The sequence below is a fragment of the Leptothoe sp. LEGE 181152 genome, assembly GCF_032906605.1.
Taxonomy (GTDB): domain Bacteria; phylum Cyanobacteriota; class Cyanobacteriia; order Phormidesmidales; family Phormidesmidaceae; genus Leptothoe; species Leptothoe turfae.
In genome coordinates this window covers 102720-125671 of sequence record NZ_JASATU010000047.1, presented here as the reverse complement: position 1 = coordinate 125671, position 22952 = coordinate 102720, and the positions used below count along the sequence as shown (strand labels likewise).

General features: G+C 43.4%; 20 protein-coding genes. 5 read left to right on the top strand and 15 right to left on the bottom strand.

Annotation, left to right across the window (positions count from 1 at the left end; translation table 11 throughout):
* Positions 1-439: 439 nt before the first annotated feature.
* Positions 440-1492, top strand: coding sequence for a dipeptide epimerase (locus QGP82_RS23045; RefSeq protein WP_499061156.1), 1053 nt, complete (start codon positions 440-442; stop codon positions 1490-1492).
* On the opposite strand, the gene QGP82_RS23040 is transcribed toward QGP82_RS23045, so the two are convergent.
* Positions 1485-2417: an SH3 domain-containing protein gene (locus QGP82_RS23040; protein ID WP_499061155.1), complete on the bottom strand. Its 933-nt coding sequence runs from the start codon at positions 2415-2417 to the stop codon at positions 1485-1487. The genes QGP82_RS23045 and QGP82_RS23040 overlap by 8 nt on opposite strands.
* Before the next feature lie 108 nt (positions 2418-2525).
* On the bottom strand, positions 2526-2831 hold the full coding sequence (locus QGP82_RS23035) for a TMEM14 family protein (protein WP_499061154.1): 306 nt from the start codon (positions 2829-2831) through the stop codon (positions 2526-2528).
* Between the two features lie 18 nt (positions 2832-2849).
* Here QGP82_RS23035 and QGP82_RS23030 point away from each other — a divergent pair, with 18 nt between their 5' ends.
* Positions 2850-4142 carry an ATP-binding protein gene (locus QGP82_RS23030; RefSeq protein ID WP_499061153.1) on the top strand — a complete coding sequence of 431 codons (1293 nt, stop codon included), beginning with the start codon at positions 2850-2852 and terminating at the stop codon, positions 4140-4142.
* A gap of 4 nt (positions 4143-4146) precedes the next feature.
* Positions 4147-5451 (top strand): TAXI family TRAP transporter solute-binding subunit, encoded by a 1305-nt coding sequence (locus QGP82_RS23025; protein WP_499061152.1) that lies wholly within the window; start codon positions 4147-4149, stop codon positions 5449-5451.
* A 25-nt stretch (positions 5452-5476) separates the two neighbouring features.
* On the opposite strand, the gene QGP82_RS23020 is transcribed toward QGP82_RS23025, so the two are convergent.
* From QGP82_RS23020 to rfbC, 11 genes are all read right to left on the bottom strand, one after another.
* A complete protein-coding gene (locus tag QGP82_RS23020) occupies positions 5477-6454 on the bottom strand; it encodes a GDP-mannose 4,6-dehydratase (protein ID WP_163671574.1) in 978 nt (325 codons plus the stop codon).
* 195 nt (positions 6455-6649) lie between these two features.
* A complete protein-coding gene (locus QGP82_RS23015; RefSeq protein ID WP_499061308.1) occupies positions 6650-6928 on the bottom strand; it encodes a GDP-mannose 4,6-dehydratase in 279 nt (92 codons plus the stop codon).
* A gap of 39 nt (positions 6929-6967) precedes the next feature.
* On the bottom strand, positions 6968-8026 hold the full coding sequence (locus QGP82_RS23010; protein ID WP_499061151.1) for an NAD-dependent epimerase/dehydratase family protein: 1059 nt from the start codon (positions 8024-8026) through the stop codon (positions 6968-6970).
* Positions 8027-8040: 14 nt separating this feature from the next.
* Positions 8041-8655, bottom strand: coding sequence for a class I SAM-dependent methyltransferase (locus QGP82_RS23005; protein WP_163703484.1), 615 nt, complete (start codon positions 8653-8655; stop codon positions 8041-8043).
* Positions 8656-8983: 328 nt separating this feature from the next.
* On the bottom strand, positions 8984-10051 hold the full coding sequence (locus tag QGP82_RS23000; RefSeq protein WP_499061150.1) for an NAD-dependent epimerase/dehydratase family protein: 1068 nt from the start codon (positions 10049-10051) through the stop codon (positions 8984-8986).
* Positions 10044-11330 (bottom strand): glycosyltransferase, encoded by a 1287-nt coding sequence (locus QGP82_RS22995; RefSeq protein WP_163662334.1) that lies wholly within the window; start codon positions 11328-11330, stop codon positions 10044-10046. The genes QGP82_RS23000 and QGP82_RS22995 overlap by 8 nt, the downstream gene beginning before the upstream one ends.
* Positions 11331-11389: 59 nt before the next feature.
* The gene (locus QGP82_RS22990) at positions 11390-13633 is read right to left on the bottom strand and encodes a hypothetical protein (protein ID WP_499061148.1); all 2244 of its coding nucleotides are present in this window, start codon (positions 13631-13633) and stop codon (positions 11390-11392) included.
* A gap of 402 nt (positions 13634-14035) precedes the next feature.
* The gene (gene rfbB, locus QGP82_RS22985) at positions 14036-15112 is read right to left on the bottom strand and encodes a dTDP-glucose 4,6-dehydratase (RefSeq protein ID WP_499061147.1); all 1077 of its coding nucleotides are present in this window, start codon (positions 15110-15112) and stop codon (positions 14036-14038) included.
* Positions 15113-15122: 10 nt separating this feature from the next.
* Positions 15123-16196, bottom strand: a complete 1074-nt coding sequence (locus QGP82_RS22980; RefSeq protein ID WP_163696281.1) for a glucose-1-phosphate thymidylyltransferase — start codon at positions 16194-16196, stop codon at positions 15123-15125.
* Complete coding sequence (gene rfbD / locus QGP82_RS22975; protein ID WP_499061146.1) at positions 16193-17074, bottom strand: dTDP-4-dehydrorhamnose reductase; 882 nt, start codon at positions 17072-17074, stop codon at positions 16193-16195. The genes QGP82_RS22980 and rfbD overlap by 4 nt, the downstream gene beginning before the upstream one ends.
* The gene (rfbC, locus tag QGP82_RS22970; RefSeq protein WP_163662343.1) at positions 17074-17622 is read right to left on the bottom strand and encodes a dTDP-4-dehydrorhamnose 3,5-epimerase; all 549 of its coding nucleotides are present in this window, start codon (positions 17620-17622) and stop codon (positions 17074-17076) included. The genes rfbD and rfbC overlap by 1 nt, the downstream gene beginning before the upstream one ends.
* Before the next feature lie 215 nt (positions 17623-17837).
* Between rfbC and QGP82_RS22965 the strand changes: the two genes are divergently transcribed.
* The gene (locus QGP82_RS22965) at positions 17838-18779 is read left to right on the top strand and encodes a glycosyltransferase (RefSeq protein ID WP_499061145.1); all 942 of its coding nucleotides are present in this window, start codon (positions 17838-17840) and stop codon (positions 18777-18779) included.
* On the opposite strand, the gene QGP82_RS22960 is transcribed toward QGP82_RS22965, so the two are convergent.
* Together QGP82_RS22960 and QGP82_RS22955 are read right to left on the bottom strand one after the other, a co-directional pair.
* A complete protein-coding gene (locus QGP82_RS22960; RefSeq protein WP_499061144.1) occupies positions 18723-19625 on the bottom strand; it encodes a glycosyltransferase family 2 protein in 903 nt (300 codons plus the stop codon). The genes QGP82_RS22965 and QGP82_RS22960 overlap by 57 nt on opposite strands.
* Positions 19626-19643: 18 nt before the next feature.
* Positions 19644-21176, bottom strand: a complete 1533-nt coding sequence (locus QGP82_RS22955; RefSeq protein WP_499061143.1) for a glycosyltransferase family 2 protein — start codon at positions 21174-21176, stop codon at positions 19644-19646.
* A gap of 578 nt (positions 21177-21754) precedes the next feature.
* Here QGP82_RS22955 and QGP82_RS22950 point away from each other — a divergent pair.
* Positions 21755-22909, top strand: a complete 1155-nt coding sequence (locus tag QGP82_RS22950; protein ID WP_163662350.1) for an acyltransferase family protein — start codon at positions 21755-21757, stop codon at positions 22907-22909.
* Positions 22910-22952: the final 43 nt, after the last annotated feature.

Sequence of the window (22952 nt, the reverse complement as noted above, 5' to 3'; positions counted from 1 at the left end):
GAACTCAACTTCCCCAGGCCCTTTGCACAGGAGTTGGGCTGGTAAGTAGTATCTTATGGTGATTGCACCAGTGGCCGGTCAGGTAGTTACGCTGCTCCGCATTCGCTCCACACCGTAAAAGAAAAGTCATCCCCTTTCCCTTCAGAACCTTTCAACTAGAAAAATTCGACAAGGAAAAAACTATTTGAGGTAGAGCATAGATACCCAATGCTTTTTTAATTTTTCTGTGGCATGCCACAGAAAAATTAAAATCCACTCTACCGACCACTCCCTTTTCACGCATATTGGGACAACGTAATTATTTTTACGAGGATTGTAGGGCGGCGTCCCGCCCTGCCCATAGGGGTGTGGGGAACTCGGAGGAGCCCCACGCAAGATCTAACACCTTTCGAGATACCCTAAAATCCCAACCCTTCAAATACCCCTTCAAAACCCACCTATGCAAATCACCTACCACCCCATCACCCTCCACAAAAAAGTCCCCCTCACCATCAGCCGCGGCACCCGTTCCCAATCCACCAATCTCTTCATCCAACTCACCGACGACAACATCACCGGCTACGGCGAAGCCACCCCCTTCTCCATCGGCGACCAAACCCAAACCCCTGAAACCATCACCCACTCCCTTGACCAAATCATCGAAGGCATCTCCTATTACCATCCCCTCGACCGCCAAATTATTGAAGAAAGCCTCGACCAAATTGCCCCCTGCTCAGCCGCCCGCGCCGCCATCGACGTCGCCCTCTGGGACTGGCTTGGCAAAAAGGTCGGTCTACCACTGTGGCAACTATGGGGATTAGACCCACAAAGAATTGGGCCAACCGCTGTCACCGTGGGCATTAATACCCCAGAAGGAGCATGCGATCGCATCCGCCGCTGGCATGCCGACTATCCTGATCTCCGCTCCATCAAAATCAAGCTGGGCAGTCCTGCTGGTATTGAAGCCGACCAAGCCATGCTCAGCGCCCTACAATCCGAATTTCATCCCCACGACAAAATCAGCGTTGATGCCAACGGCGGCTGGACTCTCAACGATGCCAAAACCATGGCCACCTGGCTCGCCGAGCGTAACATCACCTATCTGGAGCAACCCCTCCCCGTCAGCGCCAACCACCAGCTAGCCGAGCTAAAACAGCACTCACCATTACCCATTTTTGTCGACGAAAGCTGCTTCACCAGCCAAGACATCATGCCCTTAGCGCAGCATATCGACGGCATCAACATTAAACTAATGAAATCCGGTGGCCTCACCGAAGCCCATCGCATGATCCACACTGCCCGCGCCTGTGGCCTCAGCGTCATGTTTGGCTGCTATTCCGACAGCACTCTCTCCAATACAGCCTTAGCTCAGCTATCGCCCCTCGCCCATCACCTCGATCTCGACAGTCATCTTAATCTCAAGGATAATCCCTGCTGCGGAGCCACCTTGGAATTAGGTCGCCTCATGCCGAATAACCAGCCAGGCTTAGGAGTCACACACCTGGTTACTTAATCGCCACACGCATGGAATAAACCGCATCCGCCCAGGTTGGCCGCACATAGATACGATAACGCCCCGTACTACTCTTAGGCAAAGGGCCAGACCAATCTGTTGATGTCGCTCCAACATAATCACCGATCAGATGTAGCCAGTAGTCAGCTTCTTCAGAATAAATCTGGAAAACAGCATTCTCATCCCCGGCTTGTAACGAAACAGACAGCTCTTGTCCCGCATCTGCAAAAAAGAAATATTCATGCTGAGAGCCTTGGGTCACAGTTTTCTCCCAAATCACCGCCTCATTGGTTCCTGGAGCAAACTGAAGCGTTTCACTACTGCTAACTGGCGCATCGACATAGGTTATGCCAATGTCTGCGGCTGTATCAATATCGGACCGATCAATCTCGATCACATCATCTCGGACCCAACCCTCTACCCCAGACTGAGTGAACTGTACAAAATACCACACATGTCCCTGGTACCTGGCTGTGGCTTCCAACACCGTCACCTCATCTCCTGGAAGCCCATAGTGAGGAGACGCTGATGCCGTGGTTGGCTGTGTTCGAATATTGATGCGGCTATGATCATCCTGACTGCGTAGAACCCCTTGACGCTGGGGGACCATCACATAAACTTTGATGCCAGGATCTTGAACAGACAGCTGTTTTGCGATCGCTGTGACGCCAGGATCTTGAACAGATGACTGTTTTGCGATCGCTGTCTGGGCTGCTGACTCAGTTGGTGGATCTTGAGTCTTAACGCTAACGGGTAGTTGCTGACTGGTAGCTTGTACCGTTGCTACCACTGAAACCTCTTGATCAGCCGTTGTTGAACGACTGGCAGCTACCTGGGTTGACGCGTTTCCCTCAGATAGATGGGTCTGACAACTGACAACACTCAAACAACAAAATAAACAGCCTACCCCTTTGATAACGCCCATCAAAACACTCGTAGTATGCGACTGTCTCAAAGTGCCCAATGGGGGCTGCTGGCTATAGGATAAAGACTGTCTCAAGGTGCCGGGGGGCTGCTGACTAGAGGATGAAGACTAGCCAGCATAGACCCCAATTAATGTGATCACGCCACCCATGACCATCAGCCCAGCAGGCATAAACTTTTTAGTTTTTACCAATCGAATAATAAACACGATTAAGAGCAACAGGGTGACAATCTTGACCACCCAAAGACCGCTGGCAATGCCTTGCGCGGCTCGCAGTGCCCCGATCAGTAAAAGTAGCCCACTGACAATGCCAGAAATTAACGACGGCAAACTACGAGCCTTAAGGTAGCCAACAATACCACCCACTACAGCAAGGATTCCATAGATCAATGCGATGATAAGTCCTAATGACATAGTGCAAAGGGATTGAGGATGAAGGAATTTGGGGCAGCAACCATCGCTCAGTACCGACAGCAGACGGCCTCGCTCTTACTGTATCAGGCTGTTCTCAACGATACCGTAGGTCAAACATTCTTATCGTTGTTAGAAGCCCTCAGCACCAGCAAAGGTCTGACCAACGAACGAGCCCAGTGCCTCACTGCCTATGGCAAATGGTTTCAAGCATTGGCCAACACAGGCAAAAGCTGGGGAGGCCATCTAGTTGAGCGGATGTTGATTGCCGATAATGCGTTTACTCAAGCGGCACAGCGCTTAACGATGGCGAAACTACCCGTACCTCTCATAGCAGCAGCCCGCCACGATCTAAACATTCTCCAAAATCTATACGGCCTATCTCCCAGCTATGTCAGCCAGTGTGTGCAAACCGCCTGTCAGCTTCCCCAAGCACCGGTTGTATGGTCTTTAATGCCCGAACCGTTGCCAGTGGACTTGTCACCAGATTGGTCAGCAGGCATCGACAATCTCGTGACTTATTATCAACATCAAGGCACAGGCAAGTTTGGTCAGTTCCGTGGCTTTCGTTGGCAGCAAGGTCAACTCCTGGGCATCACTGAGCCAGATCCCATTCGCTTGGAGGATTTGGCTGCCTATGACGGCCCTAAAGATGCTCTAGTGAAAAATACCGAATTTTTGCTGGCCGGGTTTAACGCCCTCAATGTATTACTATACGGCAGTCGAGGAGCCGGTAAGTCATCCTTAGTCAAAGCATTGCTCACTGAGTATGGTGACCATGGCTTGCGTCTGATTGAGGTTGCCAAAGCAGACCTGTATGACCTGCCGACGATTGTGGAATCCCTGAGACCCCAACCGCAAAAGTTCATTATTTTCGTCGACGATCTTTCCTTTGAAGAAGACGATGATGCATTCAAAGCACTCAAGGTTGTACTAGAAGGTGGTCTGACTCGACGTCCCCAAAATGTAGTGGTTTATGCCACCTCAAATCGACGCCATCTCGTGCGAGAGTTCTTTGCTGATCGGCCCCGTCCTCGGGATGCAGATGAGCTCAAATCTTGGGATACAGTCCAAGAAAAGCTCTCCTTTAGTGATCGTTTTGGCCTTACCCTGACGTTTGAAGCCGCTGACCAACCGATGTATCTAGACATTGTGCATCACTTAGCAAAACAGGTTGGGCTAGACCTATCGCTGGAGGATTTGGACTATCGAGCGAGACAATGGGCCACCCGTCACAACGGACGTTCCGGACGTAGTGCTCGACAGTTTATAGACTTTCTATCGGCAGAACTCGCGTTGGATACGGAGAAATAGAGGCATGGGTAAGTGGGGACGCTGGGGGGTAGGTCTCGTGGTTGTGGTGAGTGTGGGGGTTGCGATCGCATCCATCACCAAACTCATCCAAGAACAGAACCGTATCTACACCATTCGCCTGGCCACAGGCAGCCCTACCGGTGAATACTACGCCTTTGGTCAAGCCATTGCCCAAGTCACTGAAGCGAACGAACCTAAGATCCGCGTTGAAGTCGTCGCATCTCCAGGGTCAAATCAAAATATGGACGATGTCCACACCCATACCGTTGATCTCGCCCTGGTACAAAATGACACCCCCACCCAACGCAATGTGCGCGCCATTGCCCAGCTGTACCCTGAGATGTTTCATCTCATTGCCAACAAAGATGCCAACATCAACAATCTGACCGACCTAAAGGGCAGACGTATTGCCCTAATGCCTGAAGGCAGTGGTTCCTACAATCTTTTCTGGCCCCTCAGTCAACACTATGGCCTCACCAAAAACGATTTTCAATTTCAACCCATGGGCGTCACTGAAGCCCACACCGCCCTGCACAACGGGACCGTCGACGCCTTGTTCCGTATTATTGGTCTGGGCAACAGCAGCGTTGCTCAACTACTGTCCAATGAACAGTTCAAGCTAGTCCCTATAGACCAAATCGGCGCGCTACAGCTAACTCAACCCTACCTAGAATCCACCATCATTCCTAAAGGTAGCTACGATGGCGGCACTCCTATCCCGTCTGAAGATTTACCTGTCGTTTCTGTCAGCGCATTACTCATTGCCAATGTGGATGCCCATCCTGATGTTGTTAAAACCATCACTCGCATTCTCTACGAACATCGCAGTGAGCTAATCCGCATCAATCCGCGGACGGCTAATATTCAATCTCCAGAAAACAGCCAAAACCTTGGATTTCCACTCCATGAAGGTGCTCGCGCCTATTACACCCAAGACAATCCTAGTTTTTTAGTCACCTATGCTGAATCCATTGGCCTGTTAATGTCTATTAGCATCTTAATCTGCTCTAGCCTGTGGCAAGGTCGACAATGGTTCATCAGCAATCAAAAGGATCGCGCCGACCGCTACAACCTAGAAATTCTGGACCTGATTGAAAAAATAGAACAGGCCCAAGATTTTGATGAACTACAAAACCTACGACAACAACTCCTAGAAATCCTTAGAAAAGTTGTCGTCGATCTCGACATTGACAAAATCTCTCCAGAATCCTTCCAATCCTTTACGTTTCCCTGGGAAGTAGCTAATACAGCCATTCGCCACCAAGAAATCATCTTAAGTGGGCGTACTGCCCACAACTCCAAGAATTAAGTGACAGATATTAACCTACAGCCATCTAATCTCCATAGGAGTCAGCCGTTAGTTCTTTAAGTTCATTATCAACCATTGCCTCAACTAATTTAGAAAAAGAGTAATTGGGCTGCCATTGAATTTCGCGTTTAATCTTATCAATGGCCCCAGCCAGCACGACGGGCTCATCTGGTCGATAGAAAGCAGGATCAATGGAAACGTAATCTTGCCAATTTAAACCAACGTAAGAAAAGGCACAGTCTACAAGTTCTTTAACCGAGTGGGTCTCACCACTAGCAATAATATAGTCGTCCGGCTTCTCCTGCTGCAGCATCATCCACATGGCATTAACCACATCTTCCGCATGGCACCAGTCACGCCGAGCCTCCAGGTTGCCCAGCCGCAATTCATTCGCCAAACCTAACTTAATCTTTACTGCACCGCGAGTAATCTTACGAAACACAAACTCTGCCCCCCGCCTGGGTGACTCATGGGTATATGTAATGCCACAGCAAGCATAGAGATCGTATTTCTGACGATAGTTAATCGTCATCCAGTGGGCATAGGCTTTAGCTACACCGTAGGGATTACGGGGTCGAAATGCCGTACGTTCGGTCTGTGGAGACTCATCCGGCTGCCCAAATACCTCACTACTGGAGGCTTGGTAAAACCTTGCATCCGGCTTACAACGGCGGATCGCCTCTAACAACCGAGACACACCAATAGCTGTATATTCTGCTGTCAGCGCAGGTTGTGTCCAAGACAGCGGTACATAGCTCTGGGATGCAAGGTTATAAATCTCATCTGGCTGCGCCTCATCAATGGCGTCCATCAACGAAAACTGATCGAGCAGATCACCTGAAATAATTCGGACCTTATCAGCAAAGTGACTAATACGTCCAAAACTACTAGAACTGGAACGACGCACCATTCCGTATACGTTGTATCCCTTACTAAGCAGTAGCTCTGCCAGGTAAGAGCCATCTTGTCCCGTCAATCCGGTAATCAGCGCTGTTTTAGCCACTACATCTCCCATGCACAAAAATTGCAACTATAAAAGCATGGCTAGGTTGCCCACAACCATGCCCATATTGTACGCAGGCATGCCCTTAGGATTCTGATTGCTCTACTCGGTCTCCATATAGGGCTGCATAAAAGAATGTTGATACATATTAAGTCGAAACGCTTCCAGCAGGGTAAACGTACCCACTACATTAGTTTACACAAACGCTACAGGCCCAGGTATGGAAGGAACTACATGGGATTCAGCGGCAAAGTGCACAACAGTATCGATTTCATGAGTAGTTAGGAGATCGTCTACTAGCTGCTGGTTACAGATATCTTCCTGAGTCAGCTGAAAATTCGCCTGACTCTCAAAGTCTTTTAGTGTGGAACGATTACCTGTATAAGTCAAGGCATCTAAAACTATTATTTTCCCAGATTCGCCATGGAAATGATGCACAAAGTTAGAATCAATAAACCCTGCACCACCGGTAATGAGTATTTTTTTGTTCCACAGACTCCATTATTGGACTGATTATTTTGCTATCTGAGCCTGATATATCTCATTAAATATTGCCTTTAAGTCATATTGATACCCCCAATCAGGGTAGTGTTTTTTGAACTTACCCACATCAGAGATATACCAAATATGATCACCAATTCGGTTTTTTTTCGAATAGGAGTAAACCATTTTATTACCTGAGATTTCTTCGCAAAGCTCTATGGCTTCTAACATGGAGCAGTTGCTATGGCGCGAGCCACCAATGTTATAGAATTCACCACACCTAGGGCTTTTATAAAAATGATAAAAGGCATTCACGAGATCATAACTATGCATATTATCTCGCACTTGTTTGCCCTTGTAACCAAAAACTGTATAAGGCTCCTTAGTGATGGCACATTTCATCAAATACGCTAAAAATCCATGCAATTTAGCTCCTGAGTGTAATGGCCCCGTCAAGCATCCTCCCCGAAAACTAACAGTTTGCATATCAAAATAGCGGCCATATTCTTGAACTAGAATATCAGCAGCTACCTTGGATACACCAAAGAGTGAATGCTTGGAGTTGTCAATGCTCATGGACTCATCAATTCCATTGGCAAAAGCATGATCAGATGCAATTTCCCAGCGCTTTTCAGTTTCTTCTAAAGGCAGATAGTTGGGCGTATCACCATAGACTTTGTTGGTAGAGGTAAAGATAAATGCGGCTTTTGGGCAAAACTGTCGCGTTGCTTCTAATAAAACCAGGGTGCCGTTGGCATTGACTGTAAAGTCTGTATGGGGATCTTGAGCGGCCCAATCATGGGAGGGTTGAGCGGCAGTATGAATGATTAGAGCAATGTCAGTAGAATACTCTTGAAATAAGGATTCAATTTGGTTGCGATCGCGAATATCAATGTTTCTGTGAGAGTAGCGCTCACCGTAATTATCAACTAACAGTTGACGATTCCAGTCTGTTGATGCCCCATCTCCAAAGAAAACAGAGCGCATATCATTGTCAATGCCAACGACGTTAAATCCTTTTTCTATAAAAAAGTGAACCGACTGAGAACCAATCAGACCCGCAGAACCAGTTATAACAACAACACTCATATATGTCCCCTTAATCACTTAGGTTTAGAGGCTTTTAGAAACATCTGCCCACCGAAAAAATTCCATAAAAATGGAACCTTAAGATATAGCCGAAGCATCCAAACTGAAGCAGGTCTACCTTTAGTTGAAAAAGGTAGAAACCTAGGTATCACTTCATCAATTTTGAAGTTTAATGCCTTTAAAGCCTCTGAAAGTGATAGGTGAGTAATAGGTAAGTAGTGATCAATAAAGTCATAGTACTCCTTATATGAATATTTATAGTTTGGTTGAATCACTAGCAAACTACCACCAGGTTTCAGCTTTAAATAGCAAAAGCGAAGTACTTCAAAAAGCTCATCTTGGTCTTTTAAATGTTCAAAAAAATTCGATACGAATATTCGGTCAAAATGATGATGGGGAATACGTTCATACTGACCCTTATCAAGAATATTCAAGCGAAAGACACTCACATCAGGATTTGCAAATGTTTGAGCATCAGGATTTAAGTCAATCAAACACTTAGAAGCGGCAGAAATTTGATTAATGAATTCACAATAGCCTCCACCGATATCTAGAACTATACTGTCAACGGGTATGTACTTCTGAAGGAAATCCCTAATCAAAGCTTGCCATAAAGCACGTTTTGCCATCTGCTGCTCATGACTGAACCGGTTCTCATACAGCTGCCTGAGATATTCTGACTTATCAAGTAATTTATTCAAAGCAGGTTCATTCACGGCAAAAGTATTGTTTATCCTATAAAGTAATTCAACATAAAACAAGTAATTGAACGCTTATACCTAAGCAAGCCAGGGTAGAAAAGCTAATTTAAGTTTCGAAATATAAATAAAATACGATTAAATCCTACGTGAGACCAGGTTTTCAACTGAGTTAACAAAGGAAACCTTAATTAATCGTTTTAAGTCTGCCCTACTTTTAGATTTAAAAGATGATTCTCATCTCTGAGTCATCCGTTCGTCAAGCCAATATAGATAAAAGCATAGACTCATTGTCTACAAGCCATTGATAAATATCTGAAATGATAGTTTCTGGATTGTACTCAGGGCTCCAGCCAATCTTACGCTGTATGCATGAGGAGTCCATAATAAATAAGGGGACATCTCCTGGGCGTTCTGCTGGAACGGGAGTGATGTCTATGGTTTTACCTGTTACATCACGACAAAGCTCTGTTGTCTCTAAAAGCGACAGGCTACAAGCGGAGCCACCGCCAACGTTCAGGACACTTCCATCTAGGATATCAAAATGCGTGACTTGATACTCAATCAACTGGAGTAAATCTTGAATATGGAGTAAGTCACGCACTTGTTTACCACTACCTCCATATCCAATGTATTTAAGCGATTTCTCAAAGTAATGAGCCGCCACCCACAATACAAACACACCCTGATCGACTTTACCCATTTGCCAGGGACCCGTTACAACTCCGCAGCGATTGACAACAGCCTGTAGACCATAAGCATGACGATATTCTTCAATTAGTAGTTCAGAGGCTAGCTTAGTGGTCCCATAGAGAGAGCGATAGCCCTCTAAAGAGAACTTTTCCGATACTCCTGAATTGGACAATCCTACTAGTGTTTGTTCAGGCGCTATTTTATATCTAGTATCTGCCTCCACCAGACCAATAGCCTTGAGTTTTTCAATGGGGTAAACCCGACTAGTGGACAAAAATAACAGTTTGGCTTGGAGTTGACGTGCCAACTCCAAAATATTGATGGTACCCACCAAATTGGTTTGCAAAACATAGTCAGGGGATGAAAACCCTGCTAACACTGATGGTTCCGCAGAGCAATCGATGATGGTAGTCACTTCAAATGCACTGGGATCCAGATCACTAGAACAGCGAATATCTCCATGAACAAAATCGATACCTGCTTCGCGTAATCGAGAGAGATTCAGCTCTGACCCTCTTCGCTTGAGATTATCTAGGCAGATTACTTGCCAGTCAGAATGATGAGCCCTAAGCCCTATTGCCAGGGAACTGCCAATAAACCCTGCACCACCACATACTAAAACTCTCTCAGCCATTGACCTTAGCTCTCTGTTTAAGATTACTGCGGTGATAGTCACCCCTAGAAAGATATTTTTCTAGCCAGATATAGAGAACTATAAACAAGTAACGACTCCCCATCTCCTTAATTTTGAGCTTCGAAACCCCTGTTTGACGGTTACGCCAGGTGATCGGGATAGCCGCGTAGGAATAACCACGTACAATGGCCTTCAACGGAATCTCAACCGTTAGGTTGAAGTGATGAGAGATGAGGGGCATAATCCCCTCAATAACTTCTCTTCTGTAGATCTTAAAGGCGTTAGTGACATCGTTAAAACCGAGACCAAAGGCTATCTGGATAAACAGATTAGCTAAACGATTGACTAGTAGTTTATGGATCGGATAGTCAACGACTCTGCCACCCTTTATAAACCGTGAACCGAGGACACAGTCATACCCTTCTTGCAACTTGTAGTAATATCTCACAATGTCTTCAGGGTTATCAGAGCTGTCGGCCATGACAATGGCAACGGCATCGCCCTTAAAGTTTTCCAAACCGCAACGAACAGCAAAACCAAAGCCATTTGGATAATAGTTGTTAATGTAGCGAACATTACTGTTATTTATAATTAACCCCTTTAAGAGATCTTCGGTACGGTCGTGGCTGTTGTCATTGACAACTAAAACTTCACAGTTAATATTTTCAGCAGCCATTTTTTCAGTAATGGCCGTGACTGTAGAAACGATACAACCTTCCTCGTTATAGGCGGGAATAACCAAGGACAGTAGTCCGTGACTCTTGCCCCAATAATACTGAGTTCTAGTCGAACTACATGACTTTTCCACAACAGGACCTAGACCTTCTGGTGGATAAAAATCCTCCTGCTCTGGGGTGGCTCTATCGCTTTTTTTAAATACGATACTATCACTGACGATGTAGTTTATCGCAGCACTCGTTAACACACCTACTAATGTATTAATCAAATAGTTTACACCCAGCCAATCAAGAACAGGAAAAATGACTAAAGTTCTCAATAGGATCGATAAACCAGCAGACAGATGATAGAGGGGTAACTGATTGAAGAGTATCCGCTTAATTTTCCAGGAACCACCAGGCCAAACCCAGATTCTATAGATAAAAAAGCTAGCAACAAGCGAAATCTCCATCGAGATGATGTTAGCTAGATTTCGCAGCACAGCAGAATCAAAGCCAACATTATCTACAAGGATAAATATTAGCACCAGGTTGAGAGCTGCAGCTAAGCCACCACCAAGCAAAAACCTAGTTATTTTAAGAGATAAAAAAGCAGGCATCATTAACTTTTTGTTGCTAACTTTTTTTCTGATTTTTATGTCCCTAGCGTAGTTAAACGTGACTAACTATTAGTTTTGTCAAGGGAGTAATTATTAAACTCCAATGCCAAACTCTTTTTATAAAGAAGCGAGTTGGAATTAGAGAATTCAAGCGTCCTAACTTTATTGCTATTGGAGTATGATTCTGTTTCAAAAAATGTCAAATCAAACATCTCACTAGATGAAGGTAGAGGATTGATAACTAAACCACCTTGAGCATTTTCAGGAATGAATCTGTACCGACTCGTTGAACCATTATAATATTGAACTTCTATATATGTAGGGGGAGCTCTAAAAAGTAGCTTGTATAACTTACCCAGTAACGTGTAACCAACTTTCACCTTTACAGTAGTGAAGCCGGAATCCATCTCGTCAATTGAAATTGGCACATTCCATTCTTTAGCTTGAGATATTGGTAAGCCATCAGTTGCACATCGACTATCGAGCGAACGATTCTGTAAAATTAAAGAGCTACTCGATTGTTTATCTAAACTTACCTTGTCATAATTACATAATACATACCTTAGTGTTTTAGGCTCATCAAAAAATGGATGCCTTCCATCGATGGATTTAAAATCGTAGAGCAGATACTTGCGAGGATTAAGTTGAAAGCTCTCTAAATTTTTAGTATCTAAAAAGTCTGTATAAACAGCATATGACTGAAAAATTGGGCGCGGCTGCCAGTTTAAATTATTTTTTTCAGCTCTAACGATATCCCATGGAATAATATCTACACTTTCAGAACCAAGAATATTCCGCACAGAATCCCCTAAATCCTCCGGCTCTAAGTTTCGTTGAGATTGTTTTTGCCCAATCAAATATTTGCCATAAATATCACTTGTATCTTGAACTCGTCTAATGACTGAAAGTGGACTTAATGAGGTTAAGTTTACTTGACCGAACTCTCGACCAAATAAACTTGGATTAATAAGATAGAAGACTGTAAGGAATGCCATAATCCAAAGGACAAACGGTCTTCTATAAGGTCTTTTGATTGGAGGCGTATTGCCAGAAGGTTGTAATGAATTTCGATGCACCATCAGAATAGTACATATAACTATTAGAAGGGTGTGAAAGAATAGAAACATATGTCCATCTTGACGAACAAAACCATGTTTAAAAGAAAACCAAGAAAACAAGAATACTGATAGGAAGTAAGCTATGAGTCGAGGGTTTTGCAGAGATAATCGTGCTTGCTCTAGGCAATAAAACAAAATCGAAACCAGACAAACTAATCCGAACAATAGTTCTGGCCTAGGGCCAATGACGCTCATGGCACTTGAGTATCCTGAGGTTATCTCTAGTGCCGTGTGAAGGTACCGATAGATATCTCGATTAAGTAACGAGAGTAATAGGGTAGATATGGCAAATGAAATAACCAGAAGACTATGCCAAGCTGGCCAAAACCCTCTAGATTCTCTTTTCTTACTTTGTTTACTAAACTCTTCTATGATTTTTAAGAAATTGAAACCGTATGTACGGTTTAAACCTAGAGGATTATTTGCTTTAAAGAAAGTTACAATAATTGTTATTAATAGAGATACTAAGACAAAGAACAGCGAAAATCTTATACTTTTCTGAAATAACTCCGCAGGATAAACGAATAACTCACCAGCTAATAGGAAAGCACTTATAAAAACAATTAAAAAGCTAATGTTAGGAATGAATCTAGCAAGGTAACTCGTTTTTGGACTTTCACCATTAGCAAGCTTAGGGTATAATAATGGGAGAAATAAAAGAAATGCTTTTATACCAAGAGAGAGCTTGGTTAAGCTTAAAAAACCTGCTAATCCCCCTAACAAAAGTATCCAGAAAGAATTTAATTTTTTGTGCAATAGCAGAGTAACCAAAGCTAACAAAGTATACGCTAATTCATAATCATGTGATAGACCTCTACAATAGATTAAGCCAATAGAAAAAATAGCCAGGTACTTATATAGAATGTGAGATTTGTCCGTGGTAAGTATGAGACGTGTAAAAACCACCCAAAACATTAGGTGAACTATCGTGCGAAATAGCCAGATCTGCCACCAGACAATCTCCATCGAAACACCATGGGTCAAGAATCCCCAAGGACCAAAGGTAAATATAATGTCCTTGCCAAACTGCATTCCAGATTGAGCAGCACGGGTTATACCATATGACCAAGATGGATCTAGACCAATGTTAATGGGCCAGTGTAAGGGAAGAAATGCTAAAAATAGATAACCACAGCCAATCATAAAAATAGCTCTTGAATTAGCTATTTTAGCTATGAATTGTTTCATTTCTAAACAAGCCCCACAAAACAATCACCACCAATCATAAATCAATATTCTAGTTCAAGACCTCCAATAGGCTAATGCATAATATAGGTCTTGCTGAATAGTCAGAAACATCAACATTAAGACTTTGTTCAGTGTACATCTAACATTGAATATAGATAATCTCCTGTCCAAGTCTAGGAGTTTGTCTCAACCCTTACTCAACGCTAGAAATGCTAGATCATTAAACTGAGATGCACCATCCCATACCTAATAAAAGCTCTGCCAGGTAAGACCCATCTTGTCCGGTCAATCCGGTAATCAATGTTGTTTTAACCACCACATCTCCCAGGCACAAAATTACAACGAAATACGGTTAGGTTGCCCACAACCGTCATCATATTGTACGCAGGGATGCCACGAAGATTACGATTGCTTTACGCGATCACCATAGAGAGCTGCATAATAACGCTGATAATCCTGTGATAATAGCGGTTGCCACCAACCAAGATGGGTCAGATACCACTGCACCGTTTGCCTTAAACCGGTAGCGAAGTCATACTCAGGCTGCCAATCCAGATCGCGTTGAATTTTAGAAATATCCATCGCATAGCGTCGGTCATGCCCAGGTCGATCCTTCACAAAGGTGATTAATTGCTTAGCCGGTCGAGTGGGCAAGTCTCCACCCAACTCATCCATAAGCTCACAAAGCTGTTCAACAATGTCAATATTTTTGACTTGGTTGTTACCACCAATATTATAAGTTTCTCCAGGTTTAGCCTTCAACAAAACCGTTTCAATAGCCCGACAATGATCCTCCACATGCAGCCAATCACGAATGTTTTGGCCATCTCCATACACTGGCAACGATTTACCTAAAAGAATGTTGACACACATCAGTGGAATCAACTTTTCAGGAAACTGATATGGTCCATAGTTGTTAGAACAGTTGGTAATCAGCGTAGGTAAACCATAGGTGTGAAAGTAAGCCCTGACTAAATGATCGCTACCGGCCTTTGAAGCTGAATAAGGGCTGTTGGGTGCATAGGGTGTTGTTTCACTAAATGCTGGATCGTCCACACGTAAACTACCAAACACCTCATCCGTCGACACATGAAGAAAGCGAAAATGGTCGGGTTTTCCTTGGGCTTCCCAATGCTGACGAAAGGCTTCTAGCAGAGTAAACGTACCTACTAGGTTGGTTTGCACAAAAGCAGCAGGCCCAGAAATAGAACGGTCTACATGGGACTCAGCCGCAAAATGAACAATAGTGTCAATGCAATGATCAACTAGAAGTTGAGACACTAGATGCGTATCACAGATATCACCAGTAACAAGAATAAAGTTATCTTGAGATTCCAAGTCCTTTAAAGTGGCACGATTACCAGCATAGGTAAGGGCGTCAAGAACAATGATGTTGACCGAGCTCTTGTAGCATTGGCGAACAAAATTTGAGCCAATAAACCCGGCACCACCTGTGATGAGTATATTTTTATTGTTCAATTCTTGCTCCTTAAACTAACTCAATCTGGCAATCATCCCCAATCATAAAGCGGGAAGCTTTGGGACGCTTAGGACTATGCACTAACTTGGCTCGCCGACCAATTAAACTGTCAACAATTCGTTGATGTAGCTGCTGGATAACAGCATCTTCTAGCACCACGCTATGATCCATCTCCACATCAATTAGCTTCACACCATTGGCAATACTGCTATAAGAACCGATAAAACAGTTTTCAAGATGGCAATTCTCTCCTATCACGACAGGGCCACGAATAGTGCAGTTGGAAATTTTGGTACCTCGACCAATACGGACTCGCCCGCTAATTTTAGTCGTGTCGTCCATATCACCTAAAATCTCACTCGACAGGGTGGCATCTAAGATAATTTGGTTAGCTTCTAACAGGTCATCCTTTTTACCTGTATCTAACCACCACCCTTGCAACTGTTGAGCGGTTACAGTTTTACCGCTATCTACCAGGGATTGAATAGCATCAGTAATTTCTAATTCGCCTCGGGCAGAGGGCTGTAGCGTAGCAATAATCTCGTGTACAGCTGATGCAAATAAATATACCCCCACGAGGGCAAAATCAGATGGTGGTTTTTGGGGCTTCTCTACTAGTTTGATCACCCCTCCCTGTTCATCTAATTCTGCAACACCAAAGGCTGTTGGATTCGGGACTTGCTTGAGCAGAATCATGGCATCAAGCTGTTGCTGATGAAAATCTTTGACAAATCTCATCAGACTGTCTTGAATCAAGTTATCACCCAGATACATTAAAAAGGATGAGTCACCAAGAAACGGACGGGCAATTTTAACAGCATGGGCAAGTCCATCTGGGCTGCTTTGTGGAATGTAGGTGATCTTGCAGTTAAATCGCTCACCATTACCGGTGACAGCCCGAATTTCATCGCCAGTTTCTGGGCTAATAACAATACCAATATCGGTAATGCCTGCTGCAACAATTTGTTCAATACCGTACCAGAGGATGGGTTTATTAACTACGGGCACTAGCTGCTTAGCCCCGGTGTGGGTCAATGGACGTAGGCGGGTTCCTTTACCGCCTGATAGAATGAGTGCCTTCATACCCCAAACCTATGATATTCTTTGAGCATTTTTCGTAAACTAGTACGCCAGTGGGGGGCAGTCTGATTAATAACCTTGGCTATTTTTTCACCTGCCAACACCGAGTAGGCAGGTCTTTGTGAAGGGGTTGGATACTGCTCACTGGTAATCGGTTGCACATGGCTCAGTTGAATAGGATAGCCTAATGTTCTAGCTTCTTCAAAGATAGCAACGGCGAAATCATACCAGCTGACAGCACCACTATTGGTGTAATGATAAACACCAAAGTTGTTTTTTTGGAGATGCGGTATTAGGGTTGCGATCGCTTGGGCAATATCGTAGGCCCATGTAGGGGTTCCTACTTGATCATAGACAACGCCCAACTCATCTCGTTCTGCTCCCAAACGCAGCATCGTCTTAACAAAATTACCCTTGCCTTTTGCTCCGTAAACCCAAGCTGTACGAAAAATTACGGCTTGTGCTGTGGTGGCTTGAACGGCTAGTTCTCCATCACGTTTGGAGTGACCATATACCCCTAGAGGATTAGCCTCTGTGTCTGGTTGATAGGGACGGTTTTGCTGACCATCAAATACGTAGTCTGTGGAAATGTGGACTAGACTCGCTCCACACGCTACTGCTGCCTGAGCCAGCTTTTCTGGAGCCGCTGCATTGATGCGATGGGCTAAGTCAGGTTCACTTTCGGCTTTATCGACTGCTGTATAGGCGGCGGCATTAACAATGACGTCAGGCTGTTGGTTAACGACAGCGGGGACAATACTTTCCAAGTTAGTCAGGTCAAGATTAGTTCTGTTCCAGGCTATGACTGCCCCTAAGCTAGGTAATGTTAGCTTTAGCTCTTGTCCTACCTGTCCCTCACAGCCCAACAGTAAAATTTTCATCAGTCAAACACCTCAGCGATCGCAAATTGAACAGCTTGCTGATCTTTTTCTGATAGCACTGGAGTCGGACTAACTAATGGCCACTGAATGGCTAAATCGGTATCGTTCCATAGAATGCTGCGCTCATGCTGTGGCGCATAATAGTCAGTGGTTTTGTAAAGCACATCGGCTGAATCTGAGAGTACATAGAACCCATGGGCAAACCCAGGAGGTACCCATAGCTGTCGTTTATTCTCAGCACTGAGGGTAGCTCCTACCCAATGCCCAAAGGTATCTGAACTACGCCGGATATCGACTACCACGTCATAGATTTCACCCAGCACAACGCGAACTAACTTGCCCTGCACTTGCTGCACCTGGTAGTGCAAGCCCCGTAATATATTTTGCCTGGAGCGTGAATGATTGTCTTGGACAAATTGACAATTCAAACCGGTTTCATCAGAAAATTTTTTTTGGTTAAAGCTTTCCAAAAAAAAACCGCGCTCATCGCCAAATACTTGAGGCTCAATTATGAGAACGTCTGGGATATCAGTGGGAATAACGTTCACAGTAAACCGCTCAAAAAACCTATCTCTTGAAGCACTGTATCATTCACTAGGGCTAAAGATAATGCCGATGGTAAAGCGGATAGGGTGCGATCGCACACCTGATAGGTCGTACTTTAATAGAATGGGATGATACAACGCAAAGGCTCAACCAGCTATTTGCATTTTACAGACTGGATTACGACTGACTCTTGATGGATGAACAAAGGTAGATAGCTATGGCTTATTTTTTATCCATCAATTACTATTCCACTGCCCTGTTACGTCATCTATTACGGTCTATAACAGAGTTATCGTCTTGTTCGGTACCCTATCAAGTCATTATTGTCAATAACTCTCCTGATGACGATTCTGTTTATGACTTACAGCAAGAATTTGAAAATATAACTATCATCACAGCGACCGATAACTTAGGGTTTGGTGGTGGTTGCAATTTAGGATTGGAACATGTTTATAAGCACAACCCAAATGCTTGGGTGTGGCTGATTAATCCAGATGCTTTGTTGATGCCCCAGGCGCTTAGCTACATCGAAGACTGCTTTAGATTGCACCCCAGCCTCAGCATTCTTGGCACCCGTATTCGGGCTAGCAAAGACGATTTATGGTTTGCCCAAGGTCGCTTTAATTGGTGGACAGGCTCTCTCAAGCATCGTTTACCAGATGCCGACACCACAGAACAACCGGTCAAAGTATTACCTAGTCGTTGGGTATCGGGGTGCAGCATGATTTTTAATTTGCAACGGTTTGAGAGCTGTCCTCTATTTGATCTCAATTTTTTCTTAGACTACGAAGATATTGAAATCTGTGAGCGATATTATCGTCAAGGGCACACCATCGGTGTAACCCAGGCAGTGTTGGTAAACCACGAAGTGTCAGCGATTACGCATCGCAACCGCCGAGCCAAATTTCGCCATGCCACCTTTAGCAAACTGTATTTTCTGCACAAACATGGTTCTCTACTAGCCCTGACATTAAACTTGGTTTACATGCTGGTGTGGAGCATAAAGCTTCTGCTGAGCGATATAGAAGTGGGGATTGGTCGTTTGCTGGGCTGGACTGATTTTCTGGGCTGGCAGGCTAAACGTTTGACTAAACAGCTCTCGTCAGAGCCGTTCCGTCCATCCACGGCGTTCACCCAATCGCAACAGACGTCTAGCTAGAGAGAAAATTGTTTGCGGATAGGTATACCAGGGACAATAGCGCCAAAGAATGTAAAGAATTGCTGGTGCAAACAGATGAGACCTGGGATGAAAGAAGGCGTATTTTAGCCCCGCTAAACTCTTGAAATTTTGTTTTTTTTGGTCTGCGGAAAAATCGTCTTGTAGAACAATTTTGGGAGCAACGTAGGCCTGGAAACCATGATTTTTGGCTCTGAGAACAAGTTCTGAATCAGCATGGTAATGGGGTAAAAACTTAGCCTGATATAGACCAACTTGTTCAAACACACTGCGATGAATGAGTACACCATCTCCGGGTAGCGTGTCTACTGGTAGGATGTCTTGGTCCATAATACTGGCGGGCAGATGCTCAACGGCTGTCGCGTGGTACCGTAGGCGCAAAAAGTTCGGTGTCCCCCAGGTGAGCTGAGTGCCTAAGGCCCAGACTTTGCCCGGTGAGTCTAGATAATCAATGCGATTGCCTAAGAGCTGGATATTATAGCGTTGAGCTAAGACAACCAGCCTGTGGACATGCTCAGGGGGCACAACTGCATCATCGTTGATGGTGAAAATATAGTCATAATCATGAGCTAAAGCATAGCGAACACCTGTATTGGTTGCCCCTGCCCAATACTGATGATTATCAACTCGCAACAACACAACATCAGGATAGTATTGCTGTACCTTAGTAGCGGTGTCATCTGGAGAATTGGCATCCACCAAAACAACAGTGAGATTGGTATACGTCTGGTGGCTAAACTGTGCTAAAAAACGCTGGGTTTTTGGCCAACGGTTATAGGTAGGGATAACTGCAGCAACGCGAACATGAGCACTAGCGTTGGTTTCCATGGCCAAGAAAAACGTTTTCTATTGACTAAAATTGTGTTTGCTAGCTAATGTTTTGCGCCGTCTCCGTCGCTCGCTGGGCCATGCTAGTTGAAAGAACGGTTTTTTGACAGATAAGTTGGGGTTGTAGTAAGGATCATCCACCATGTATCCGCTATTTGCAAATTTTGCATGAAGACGTTCTAACTCCCCTGGTTTGAGCCCACTGCCTCTACTGATAGATTCATAGTGAATGAGTTCAGCATAGGGGGTAAAAACATTGCGGTAACCGGCTTGATGGACGCGCAGACATAGGTCAACGTCGTTGTAGTTTAGCGGAAAACTTTCGTCAAATCCTTGGAGGTCATTAAAGACACTCCGACGGATCATCATGCAGGCTCCGGTGACTCCAAGATAATTGCGATGGACGATATTAGAGCAATAGTAACCGTCGTATTTGCCTGGGGTATTGTGAAATGCGTGGCTTGGATTACCAGCCAAAATGAGGACACCTGCATGTTGTAAACGACCATTGGGATAAAACAGTTTGGCTCCAACAGCTCCAATCTCCTTTTGTTGGGCTAGTTCTAACATCGCCTCTATCCAACCAGGCGTGATCACTTCTGTGTCATCATTGAGCATCAACAGAATATCACCCTTGGCAGCTTGTGCCCCCAGGTTCATACGCTGGGAAAAGTTGAATGGCTGGTTACAACGCACGAGAGTGAGCTTAGGTCCCCTAACGGCTTGTAGTGTGGCCTCTGGAATATCGTAGCCGTCTACCAGAACAATTTCATAATTTTCATAGGTACTAAGGCAAAGAATGCTGGCAATACATTGCTCTAGCAAACATATGGATTTCCCTTTGATTTTTAATCGAGTAGCAGCACTAGGGATAATAATACTAATCAGTGGATTGCCTTGAATATGGCGACGGACTCGAAAGAAACCAGACTTGTTCGGTAAAGGCTCTGCAATGCCAGGATAAGGACTACGGTCTATGAAGGCCTGCAAAGCGTTGTGGGCAGATTTTAAAGTTTGATTATGACAGTCAAGCTCACTCCTTGAAGCTTTAGTATTAGGCAAGCGTCGCTTATGATAAAGGACTTTAGGAATATGGCAAATGCGACTGTTCTTCTCAGCTAGACGCAGCACCAGTTCCCATGCTTGGGCCCTCCCATATTGGCTACAAAATCCCCCAATCTCCTGGACAAGACTGGTACGATAAGCCCCAAGATGACAGGCATACATACAAGCTTGGTAATAGTCTGGAGACCAGTCAGGCTTAAAAAAGGGGGTTTTTCTTTTGCCTTCCAGCGTAATTTTATCCTCGTCAGTATAAATAAAATCGGTATCTGGATATTGCTGAATATACCTTGCAACCTCATAAAGGGCCCTATTAGATAGCTCATCTCCTGGTTCGACAAGAACAAAAAAATCTTCTTTTACATTCCTTAAAGCAATGTTGTAGTCATCATCATCTGTCTCACAACGAACAACGTTAATACGAAAGTCTTCTTTTACGTAGCAATCTAGCGTTGAAGAAAAGCGATAAAAATCATTAATGCTAGTCAAAATCAACAATTTCCAACGAACATGATGTTGAGCTAAAAGTGAATGTATTGATTTCCTTAGCAAACCTGGCTCAGTATTACTGAAGACACGTAATATAACAGCAATCAAAATTTGAGGAGCGTTTTCATCGCTGATGATCTGCTGTGTATCAAGATCATGCTCTTTGCAGAGTATATTTTGATACTTTGGTGAAGTTACAGCGATTCTTAGCAACTGAAACTCAACAGCAAAAGTTTCAGCAATCCAAGCAAGAGAAGATTTGATTATTTGCCACCATGCCATAAGACTTTATGTCAACAAACCAATATAACGCTGCGCAACTCTGCATTTGAACAGTATAGTGACGCACGTACATCTTGAAACCTCACCGACGCCAACCTACTAAAGTTGAGTCTTTTAGCTAAAAAGCATAAAAAATAGACTCTATATACAGAGCAAACAGTTGATATACAATAAAAAGACAAAGAAATCCTTTTTCTATAGACCCATAGATAAAAATCAGAGCACTTTCATTGCGCTATTAACTCGTTCTAAATGTCTTGCATTAACTTCTAAAGAAACAAAAATCATCATTCAGTATGTCAATTAACAACTTAAAAGCAAGTTCTATTAGCTCTCAAAATCCATCTAATGTTAGCAAAAAGCTAACTTTTATCTATGCACTAAAAGGGTTAGCTTCATTAGCGATTGTTTTATTTCACTTAGTGGCAATACCTCAACCCAACCTAGAGATTCCTGTTTTTTTGAATGTAATAAAAACTCATTTTGGTCTAGGTGTTACTCTTTTCTTTGTTATAAGTGCTTATACATTATGCTTGTCTGCAGAAAATAGAAAATTTGAAGACAAAAAAACTTTAAAGTTCTATATTAGAAGATTTTTCAGAATTGCTCCACTATTTTATGTAATGTTAGCTTTTTGGATGGTAATTCGATTATTAATTTGGTCCAAACAAACAAGCTTTCTAGAATTTTTATCCAATGTGACTTTCATCTTTAATTTTTTTCCTGAGTATCATACAAGCATTGTTTGGGCAGGCTGGACTATTGGAGTAGAAATACTTTTCTATTTGATATTTCCCTTTTTATACTCTGCAATTAATAATTTCAAAAGACTATTCATTTTATTTCTCTTTACTCTCGGCATAGCCATCATATCTGTTCATATTATATTGACACTGCCAAACTCACCAAACAGTTATACATATATGTTTTTTCTATCGAGGTTTCCAATATTCATTTGTGGGATGATTGTTTTTTGGATACAAAAAAAGATCTCTAAACTCAAAGAATCAAGCAAAGGAAACATAGAAAAGTTCAGTTTCGGATTATTTATTTTATTTATTGGACTTTCCATAATTTTGGTTCATTCTCAGCCTCTATTCAATGCACTTCCAGGAGCAATAGTAAGGATCTACACCTATATTTGGGCAATTAATTTCGGCATTCTAATTAATTTCTTATTCCTAAATAGCCATCGATTAATTGTGAATAAATTCACCTGCTTTTATGGAAAAATCAGTTACAGCCTGTATTTGCTTCACCCTTTTCTAATTTATGCTTTGATTCCTACCTATAAAAGGATCTACGCCCTAAATCTTGATTCACAACTCGTGAAGCTATCTATTTGTATGTTGATCACACTAGCAATATTGACTCCCTTGTCAATGTTAACCTTTAGATATATTGAGAAACCTGGCCTCAATTTTGGAAAACGTTTAATTTCTAGAATATAAATTAAACTAACATTATTAGCCATGCAAATAATGTCATCAAAAA